This window comes from Streptomyces sp. NPDC026417, assembly GCF_055567695.1.
Map to the genome: position 1 here is coordinate 391,379 of NZ_JBVHPY010000005.1, position 8,549 is coordinate 399,927.

Here is an 8,549-nt window from a genome sequence, read left to right on the forward strand (position 1 = left end):
CCCTTCTGGGGGTGGGGGAGTGGGGCGTGCGACCCGTGAGTAAATGACGGCGTACGGCCCTCGTCAAGGGGTCGCGCGTTCACAAGCCGAAGCGACAACGGCCCTGATCCCGCCGGGAATTGCTCGTGTACCGGTTCTGGCGTGAAGTCTTGACGGCTCGGCGGGGCGCCAGTTAACTCACGCCGTGATCTAAGCCGTAAGAGGTACCTGATCGTCTCCGAGGAACGTGAGAGCCGAGAGGAAGCCCATGGGAAGGCTCGACCGGATGTCCGCGCGAAGAACCGCCCTGCTCGCCTGCGCCACTCTGCTCACCGGACTGCTCCCGCTGACCGCGGCGGGATCGGCCGCGGGCGCCGACGAACCGGCACCCGTACCCGTCGACACCTTCGAGGGCGAGGTCCCGTTCGCGAATCCGCCCGCCGAGGGACTCTTCCCCTGGGGCGGCGACGCCGACGATCCGCCGCAACTGGCCCTCACCGCCCGGGACGACGCGCCCGAGGGCGGCAAGGTCCTCACCGGCGGCTACGACATCAGCCAGTACGGCGGCTTCACCCACGACTTCGCCTTCGACCGGCCGGCCCACGACTGGTCGTCCCACCGGGGCATCCGCTTCTGGTGGGAAGGGCGGAACAGCGCCAAGAAGGTCAACTTCGAGATCAAGGACGGCGGCGCCAACGGCGAGGCCTCCGAGCTGTGGACGACGTCCTTCACGGACGACTTCACCGGCTGGAAGCAGATCGAGATCCCGTTCACCGACTTCACCTATCGCACGGACTACCAGCCCGTCGGCGGGATCGACCAGGTCCTCGGCCTCACCGGCATGTGGGGGTACGCGCTCACCCTGCCGACCGGCGTCAAGGGCGACTTCGCGATGGACGGCGTCGAGCTGTACGGCAAGGGCGCCCAGTCGCTGCGGGCGAGCGTCGTCACCGACTCCGCCGTGCACCCCGTGAAGGAGGGCGGCGCGGCCGACGTCCGGATCTCCGTCGCCACCACCGGCTCCGTGCCGATCGACGAACCGGTGACCGTCGCGTACGAGACGGCGGGCGGCACGGCCGAGGCGGGCCGGGACTACACCCGGGTCGCGGGCGAACTCACCTTCCCCGCGGGCACCGCCTCCGGCACTTCGCGCACGGTGCGGATCCCCACGCTGAAGGACCGGTCGGCCGAGGCCGCCGAGACCGTTCCCCTCAAGCTGACGGTCACCGGCGCCAAGGCGCCCGCCGAGAACCCCCAGGTCGTCATCGACGCCCACGGACTGCCGTACCTGGACGCGAAGCTGCCCGTGAAGAAGCGGGTCGCCGACCTCGTGTCACGGCTGTCCCTGGAGGAGAAGGCCGGTCAGATGACCCAGGCCGAGCGCGGCGCGCTCACCTCGCAGGGCGACATCGCCGCGTACGACCTCGGCTCGCTGCTGTCCGGCGGTGGCTCCACCCCGACCCCGAACGTGCCCGAGGCCTGGGCGCGGATGATCGACGCCTTCCAGCTGCGAGCACAGGCCACCCGCTTCCAGATCCCGCTGATCTACGGGGTGGACGCGGTGCACGGCCACAACAACCTCATCGGCTCCACCGTGATGCCGCACAACATCGGCATCGGCGCCACCCGCGACCCCCGGCTCGCCGAGAAGACCGGCGAGGTGACCGCGGCCGAGGTGCGCGCCACCGGCATCCCGTGGGACTTCGCGCCCTGCCTGTGCGTCTCGCGCGACGAGCGCTGGGGCCGCTCCTACGAGTCCTTCGGCGAGGACCCGGCTCTGGTCCAGTCCATGGAGACGGTCGTCCAGGGCCTCCAGGGCGCCCGTGACGGACGGGACCTGAAGGACGACGACCGGGTGCTCGCCACCGCCAAGCACTACGTGGGCGACGGCGGGACCGAGTACGGGTCGTCCACCACGGGCTCGTACACCATCGACCAGGGCATCACCAAGGTCACCCGCCAGGAGCTGGAGGCGGTGCACCTCGCGCCGTTCCGCACGGCCGTGGACCGGGGAGTCGGCACGGTCATGCCGTCCTACTCCTCGCTCGACATCCTCGGCGACGACGCGGGCCCGGTGAAGATGCACGCCGACGCGGAGATGATCAACGGAGTCCTCAAGGACCGCATGGGCTTCGACGGCTTCGTCATCAGCGACTGGGCGGCCATCGACCAGATCCCCGGCGACTACGCCTCCGACGTCCGCACATCCGTCAACGCCGGCCTCGACATGATCATGGTCCCGTACGAGTACAAGAACTTCCGGACGACCCTGGTCGACGAGGTGAGGGCCGGCCGGATCAGTGAGCGCCGGGTCGACGACGCCGTCGCCCGCATCCTGACCCAGAAGTTCCGGCTCGGCCTCTTCGAGAAGCCGTACGCGGACACCGGCGGGGCGTCGAGGATCGGCTCGCCCGCGCACCGGGCAGTGGCCCGCCAGGCGGCGGCCGAGTCCCAGGTGCTGCTGAAGAACGCGGGCGGGGTGCTGCCCCTGAAGAAGTCCCAGAAGGTGTACGTCGCCGGCTCCAACGCCGACGACATCGGCAACCAGACCGGTGGCTGGACCATCACCTGGCAGGGCGCGTCCGGGAAGATCACGGACGGCACCACGGTCCTCCAGGGCATGAGGAAGGCCGCCCCCGGTGCCACGATCGACTACTCCGAGGACGCCTCGGCCCCGACCCGGGGGTACGACGTGGGAGTCGTCGTGGTCGGCGAGACCCCCTACGCCGAAGGGGTCGGCGACGTCGGCAACGGCAACGACCTGGAACTGACCGCCGCCGACAAGGCCGCCGTCGACAAGGTGTGCGGCGCCATGACGTGCGCGGTGCTGGTCGTCTCCGGCCGGCCCCAGCTGATCGGCGACCGGCTCGGTGACATCGACGCCCTGGTGGCGTCCTGGCTGCCGGGCACCGAGGGCGACGGCGTGGCCGACGTGCTGTACGGGAAGCGGGCCTTCACCGGGCAGCTCCCCGTCACCTGGCCCAGGTCGCAGGCCCAGCTGCCGATCAACGTCGGGGACGCCTCGTACGACCCGCAGTTCCCGTACGGCTGGGGGCTGACGACGCTGACGAAGGTCCCGGGCGGCGGCGCGACGGCCCTCAAGGCCCTGGCCCTGAAGGCCGCGGCAGCGGAGCGGACCGGCGCGGACGAGCTCGGCCGTGCCGCCGTCACCAGGGCGCGGCTGCTCGTCCAGGAGAAGATCGGCGGCGGCATCACGGCCGCCACCGCGAAACCGTTCGCCGACGCCGACCACCTCCTGCTGACCGGCCGCTACAAGGAGGCGGTGGCCAGGCTGACGACGGCGTACAAGTCGGCCTGACCGCACGGTGGGAACGCCGGAGGGGCGCTGCAGGCCCCTCCGGCGTCGCGCTGCCGCCCTCCCGGCGGGCAGCGGGTCCGGAGCGGAGCCGCCCAGGATGCCCGGTTTCGGGCGCCTTCGGGTAGCTTCGAAGATATGAAGGCCGCACCGACCCGGGGTCTCCCCGGTCTGCTGATCGCGCTCGTCCTCGCCGCGCTGGCCGTCCTCTCGACCGGTGCGCTCCCCGCCCACGCGGCCACCGACGTCTCCACGGTCGCGAAGGCCCTCCGCGAGAGCCCGGTCTACGTCGACCCGGCCGCCTCCGCCCAGCTGTCGGCGACGGACGCCGACGCCCTCGCCGAGAAGATCGAGAAGGCCGACAAGCCCGTCTTCGTGGCCGTCCTGCCCGAGGACTTCCCGACCCGGAACCTCTTCCAGAACCTGCGCACCGCCACCGGCGTCACCGGGCTCTACGCGATCCGGCTCGGCGACCGGTTCGACGCACGCGCCGACTCCTCGGTGATGTCCCGTACGGCGGTGGCGAACCTCGTCACCAGCGTCCAGGGCGAGGCCGCCCAACCCCAGCTGAACGACTTCACGGACCGTGCCCTGGCCGCCGTCGGCGGCTCGGCGCCCGCGAGCTGGGACTCCGGCGGCAGCGGGGACGGTGTCTCCACCACCGCACTGATCACGGTCGGCGCGGTGGCCGTCGCGGGCGGCGCCGGCGCGTACACGCTCGTCCGGCGCAACCGGCGCCGCAAGGAGGAGGAGCAGCGGGCCGCGCTCGACCGCCTTCGCGTGGTCGTCGACGAGGACATCACCGCCTTCGGCGAGGAACTGGACCGGCTCGACTTCCACCCCGGCGAGAAGGGCGCGGACGACGCGATGCGGGCGGACTACGAACGCGCCCTGGACGCCTACGAGCAGGCGAAGTCGGCGATGGCCGCCGCCCGGCGGCCGGAGGACGTCCGCCCGGTCACCGAGTCCCTGCACGACGGGCGCTTCTCGCTCGCCGTGCTCGCCGCGCGCCGCGAGGGGCGCCCGCTCCCCGAACGCCGCGCCCCCTGCTTCTTCGACCCGCGGCACGGCCCGTCGGTGGCCGACGCGACCTGGACCCCGTCGGGCGGCGCGCCCCGAGAGGTGCCGGTCTGCGCGGCGGACCGGACCCGGCTGGCCGACGGCCTCGACCCGGCCGTCCGCGAGGTCGAGACCGCGTACGGCCGCCGGCCCTACTGGGACGCCGGTCCGGCCTACGGCCCCTGGGCGGGCGGCTACTTCGGCGGCGGCATCCTGCCGGGCCTGCTGGTCGGCACCCTGCTGGGCAGCATGATGGCCACGCCGTCCTACGCGGCCGACTACGGCTCCGGCTACGGCGACTTCGGCGCCGGCGGCTACGACGGCGGTGACGTCTCGGGCTCGAACTTCGACCCCGGCGACTTCGGCGGCGGTTTCGGGGGCGGCGGAGGCGGCGGCGACTTCGGCGGCGGAGGGGACTTCGGCGGCGGCGGCTTCTGACGCCTGCCGGATCCCCCCGCGACCCGGCGCCGCCCTCGTGGGCGCCGGCGCTCTCCGCCCGCCGTTTCCTCTGCGCCGGTGAACGGAGGACGCCGGGGCCGGGCCCGGCGGCTGCGGCGAGTGGAGCCGGTCAGCGGAAGGCCCGGGCATTGCGTACCGCCCACCCGGCGAAGTCCCGTGCCGGGCGGCCGAGGAGCCGCTCGACATCGGGGCTCACCCGACGCTCGGCGGGGAGCGGAGAGCCCAGGATGCCGAGCGTCGCCTCGACGACCGGTTCCGGCATGAACCCCAGCAGCTGCGCCCGCGCCTCCTCGCGGCTCTGCTCGACGAACCGCACCGGCTCCCCGAGGGCGTCCGAGATCGCCGCGACCTGCTGCCGCGGCGAGACCGGCTCCGGCCCCGTCAGCTCGTACACGGCGCCGTCGTGCCGCGCGTCCCGCAGCGCGACCGCGGCAACCGCGGCGATGTCGGCCGGGTCCACGGTGGGCAGCGCCACGTCCGCGAAGGGCGCCGCGGCCGTGCGCCGCGCACGGATGGTCCCGGCCCAGCCGAAGGTGTTCGAGTGAAAGCCGGACGGCCGCAGCATCGTCCAGCCGAGGCCCGATCGTTCGACGGCCCTCTCCAGCTCCGGCGGATGACGCCGCGTCGCGACGCCCTGCGAGGACAGATGGACGACCCGCTTCACACCGCCGGCGCGGGCGGCGTCGAGGATGCTGCCCGGATCGCCTCCGGCGGCGAGCCACTCGCCCGAGACCAGCAGGAAGAGCGCGTCGGCTCCGTCGAAGACGGGGCCGAGCCCCGCCGGATCGGTCAGGTCGGCGCGGACGTGCTGCACTCCCTCCGGTACGTCCGCCGCCCCGCGCGAGACGGCCGTCACCCGCTCGCCCGCCGCGGCCAGCTCCGTTACCAGCGGTCGGCCGACGTTGCCCGTAGCTCCGGTCACCACGATCATGACTGCTCCCTCATCCCGTACCCCTTGTGGACTGAGAGGAAGCTACTGGCGCAGGCATAGTAGGTACCTAGGGGAAAGTAATGGGGAGAGGGGCAATTCGTGACCGACGTCACAGCGCAGCCGGTCCGCATCGAGATCGACCCGGAGGTGGCCTGCCCGATCGCACCGGTGGTCGACATCGTCTTCAGCCGCTGGACGACGCCGATCCTGTGGGCGCTCAACGAATACGGGCGGCAGCGGTTCGTGGAACTGGAGCGCCGCATCGCCAGGATCACTCCGAAGGTGCTGACGCAGCGGCTGCGCCAACTGGAGCGCGACGGCCTCGTCGTCCGTACCTACCACCCCGAGGTCCCGCCCCGGGTGGAGTACGAGATCAGCGAACTCGGCCGCAGTCTGGCGCCGTTGTTCGCGACCCTGGCCGAATGGGCCGCCGTCCATCTGGACCGGGTCGAGGACGCCCGCCTGGAGTACGACGCCCGATGACGAAGGCACCGCGGTTCGCGCCGGTCCGGCCTACGGTGCTCGCATGACTCCTGCGAGCGCGAGCGGTGCCGACGGTGAGCAGACCATGGACTTCGGCGACGCCGCCGAACTGGACGCGTGGCTGTCCGCGCACCCGGGCGGGCATGCCGGGGTCTGGCTGAGAATCGCCAAGAAGGGCTCCGGCGCCACCTCCGTCACCGCCGCGGAGGTCAACGACGTCGCGCTCTGCCACGGCTGGATCACCGGCCACCGCAAGGGCCTCGACGAGACGTACTTCCTGCAGCGGATCACCCCGCGCCGGCCCGGCAGCGACTGGTCGATGGTGAACGTGCGCCGGGTGGAGGAACTGACGGCGGCGGGCCGGATGCGGCCCGGGGGCGTGGCCCAGGTGGCGGCGGCCAGGGCCGACGGGCGCTGGGACCGGGCGTACGAGTCGCAGCGCAACGCCGCCGTCCCCGACGATCTCGCGGCCGCGCTGGAGCGCAGTCCCAAGGCCGCGGAGGCCTTCGCGCGGCTCAACAGGACGGAGCGGTACACGGCCATGCTGGGTCTGCTGAAGGCGCGGGACCCCGCGCTCCGGGCGGCCCGGCTGGACGCCGTGGTGGCCGGACTGGAGGAGTCGGAAGCCCCCGGGGGCGAGGACCGGACATGACGAACGCCCGCCCCCGTGACGGCGGGAGCGGGCGACGGCCGCCGGACGGCGGAGCGCCCGCCCTCCGTGTGCGGGAGGGCGGGCGACGGCTGCCGGACGCGGGGAGCGCCCGCCCTCCGGGTACGGGGGAGTGGCGAGGGCGGGCGCGTCGGGTGAGGGGCCCGAAGGCTCACTCGGCGTTCTTGATCGCGGAGATGTCGAAGTTCAGCTTGATCTTGTCCGAGACCAGGACGCCGCCGGTCTCCAGCGCCGCGTTCCAGGTGAGGCCGAACTCGGAGCGCAGGATCTCCGAGGTGCCCTCGAAGCCCACGCGCTCGTTGCCGAACGGGTCCTTCGCGGCGCCGTTGAACTCCAGGTCGATGGCGACCGGCCGGGTGGTGCCGAGGATCGACAGGTCACCGGTGATCCGGTAGTCGTCGCCGCCCAGGGACTCCACCGCGGTGGACCGGAAGGTCATCGTGGGGAACTCGTCCGTCTTGAAGAAGTCGGCGCTCTTGAGGTGGCCGTCACGGTCGGCGGAGCCGGTGTCGACGCTGTCCATCCGGATGTCGAGCGACGCGGTGGACTTCGCCGGGTCCGAGCCGTCCAGGTGCAGCGTGCCGTCGAACTCCTTGAAGCTGCCCTTGACGTTCGTGACCATCGCGTGGCGGGCGACGAAGCCGATCGTCGAGTGGGCCGGGTCGATCGTGTAGTCGCCGCTCAGCGCGGCCAGGTCGGCGGAGGGCGCCGCGATCGTGGCGACCGCCGGGGCGGAGGTCTCGGTGGTGGTGGTCTTGCGGCCGAAGATTCCCATGTCGTGCTCCTTGAGGGGACGGGTCGCGGTTCCGTCCGGAACCCGCAACCGCGGAGTCTGTTTAACTTTCAACGAGGTCAACACGGACGACCGTAGACCTATTCCGTTGAGTTTTCAACTTCATCCGCACGGTGTTCATGGCGTTACGGTGCGTTTTGCCTGCCGGTCGTTCCGGCGCCTTTGAGCTGTGACGGTTCAGCCTCTGGTGGACACGCGTAGACCTCGGGCACCATCTCCCTGCTCCACCTGCACAGCCGCCCCACAGCAGCACGGTCCCCAGCAGGAAGGACACCCCATGAAGATCCGCTCCGCCCTGACCGCACTCGCCCTCGTGGTCGCCCCCGGCGTCGCCGTCGTCGGCACCGCGTCCGACGCCTTCGCCGTCACCAAGATCAGCCACGCCACGGCCACCTCGATGTTCCGCGAGGTCGGCATCACCTGGTCCTCCTCCGGCGGTTGTTCCGACCGGAACAACCCCACCTGCACGTCCTTCGAGCAGCTCAACCTCGCCACCGCGCAGGGCGCCCAGACCCTCAAGCGGGCCAGCGGCTGCGCGCTCAACATCACCGGCGGCACCGAGACCGGCCACGCGAGCGGCACCTACTCGCACTGGAACGGCTACAAGCTCGACTTCGGCAAGACCACCTGCGTCACCGGCTACGTCAAGAACAACTTCACGTACATAGGCCTGCGCGGCGACGGCGCCCCCCAGTACAAGTCGGGTTCCGGCAACATCTACGCCGACGAGGGCAACCACTGGGACGTCACGTACTACAACTGCGGCGGCTGCTAGACCCCCGTCCGGGGGGGGGGGGGGGGGGGGCGCGCGGGGCGGGACGGGGACGCTCTCCCCCCGGGGGGGGGGGGGGGGGGGAGG

The 8,549-nt window shown here is 72.1% G+C and carries 7 protein-coding genes; 5 read left to right on the forward strand and 2 right to left on the reverse strand.

What is annotated here, in order from left to right; genetic code table 11:
- Window positions 1-265: 265 nt before the first annotated feature.
- Window positions 266-3,298, forward strand: a complete 3,033-nt coding sequence (locus ACZ4NT_RS11285) for a glycoside hydrolase family 3 protein (RefSeq protein ID WP_121406452.1) — start codon at window positions 266-268, stop codon at window positions 3,296-3,298.
- 135 nt (window positions 3,299-3,433) lie between these two features.
- A complete protein-coding gene (locus ACZ4NT_RS11290) occupies window positions 3,434-4,792 on the forward strand; it encodes a hypothetical protein (RefSeq protein WP_467724824.1) in 1,359 nt (452 codons plus the stop codon).
- Between the two features lie 130 nt (window positions 4,793-4,922).
- Here the strand turns inward: ACZ4NT_RS11290 and ACZ4NT_RS11295 are convergent, their stop codons facing one another.
- Window positions 4,923-5,744: an NAD(P)H-binding protein gene (locus ACZ4NT_RS11295; protein ID WP_467724826.1), complete on the reverse strand. Its 822-nt coding sequence runs from the start codon at window positions 5,742-5,744 to the stop codon at window positions 4,923-4,925.
- Between the two features lie 99 nt (window positions 5,745-5,843).
- On the opposite strand from ACZ4NT_RS11295, the gene ACZ4NT_RS11300 reads away from it, so the two are divergent.
- Window positions 5,844-6,227 carry a winged helix-turn-helix transcriptional regulator gene (locus tag ACZ4NT_RS11300; protein WP_121406151.1) on the forward strand — a complete coding sequence of 128 codons (384 nt, stop codon included), beginning with the start codon at window positions 5,844-5,846 and terminating at the stop codon, window positions 6,225-6,227.
- Window positions 6,228-6,270: 43 nt separating this feature from the next.
- Window positions 6,271-6,879, forward strand: a complete 609-nt coding sequence (locus ACZ4NT_RS11305; RefSeq protein ID WP_467724828.1) for a YdeI/OmpD-associated family protein — start codon at window positions 6,271-6,273, stop codon at window positions 6,877-6,879.
- 169 nt (window positions 6,880-7,048) lie between these two features.
- Here ACZ4NT_RS11305 and ACZ4NT_RS11310 read toward each other — a convergent pair whose 3' ends face one another.
- Window positions 7,049-7,672, reverse strand: coding sequence for a YceI family protein (locus ACZ4NT_RS11310; RefSeq protein WP_121406153.1), 624 nt, complete (start codon window positions 7,670-7,672; stop codon window positions 7,049-7,051).
- A gap of 295 nt (window positions 7,673-7,967) precedes the next feature.
- Here ACZ4NT_RS11310 and ACZ4NT_RS11315 point away from each other — a divergent pair, with 295 nt between their 5' ends.
- A complete protein-coding gene (locus ACZ4NT_RS11315; RefSeq protein ID WP_121406154.1) occupies window positions 7,968-8,465 on the forward strand; it encodes a hypothetical protein in 498 nt (165 codons plus the stop codon).
- The last annotated feature ends 84 nt before the right edge of the window (window positions 8,466-8,549 follow it).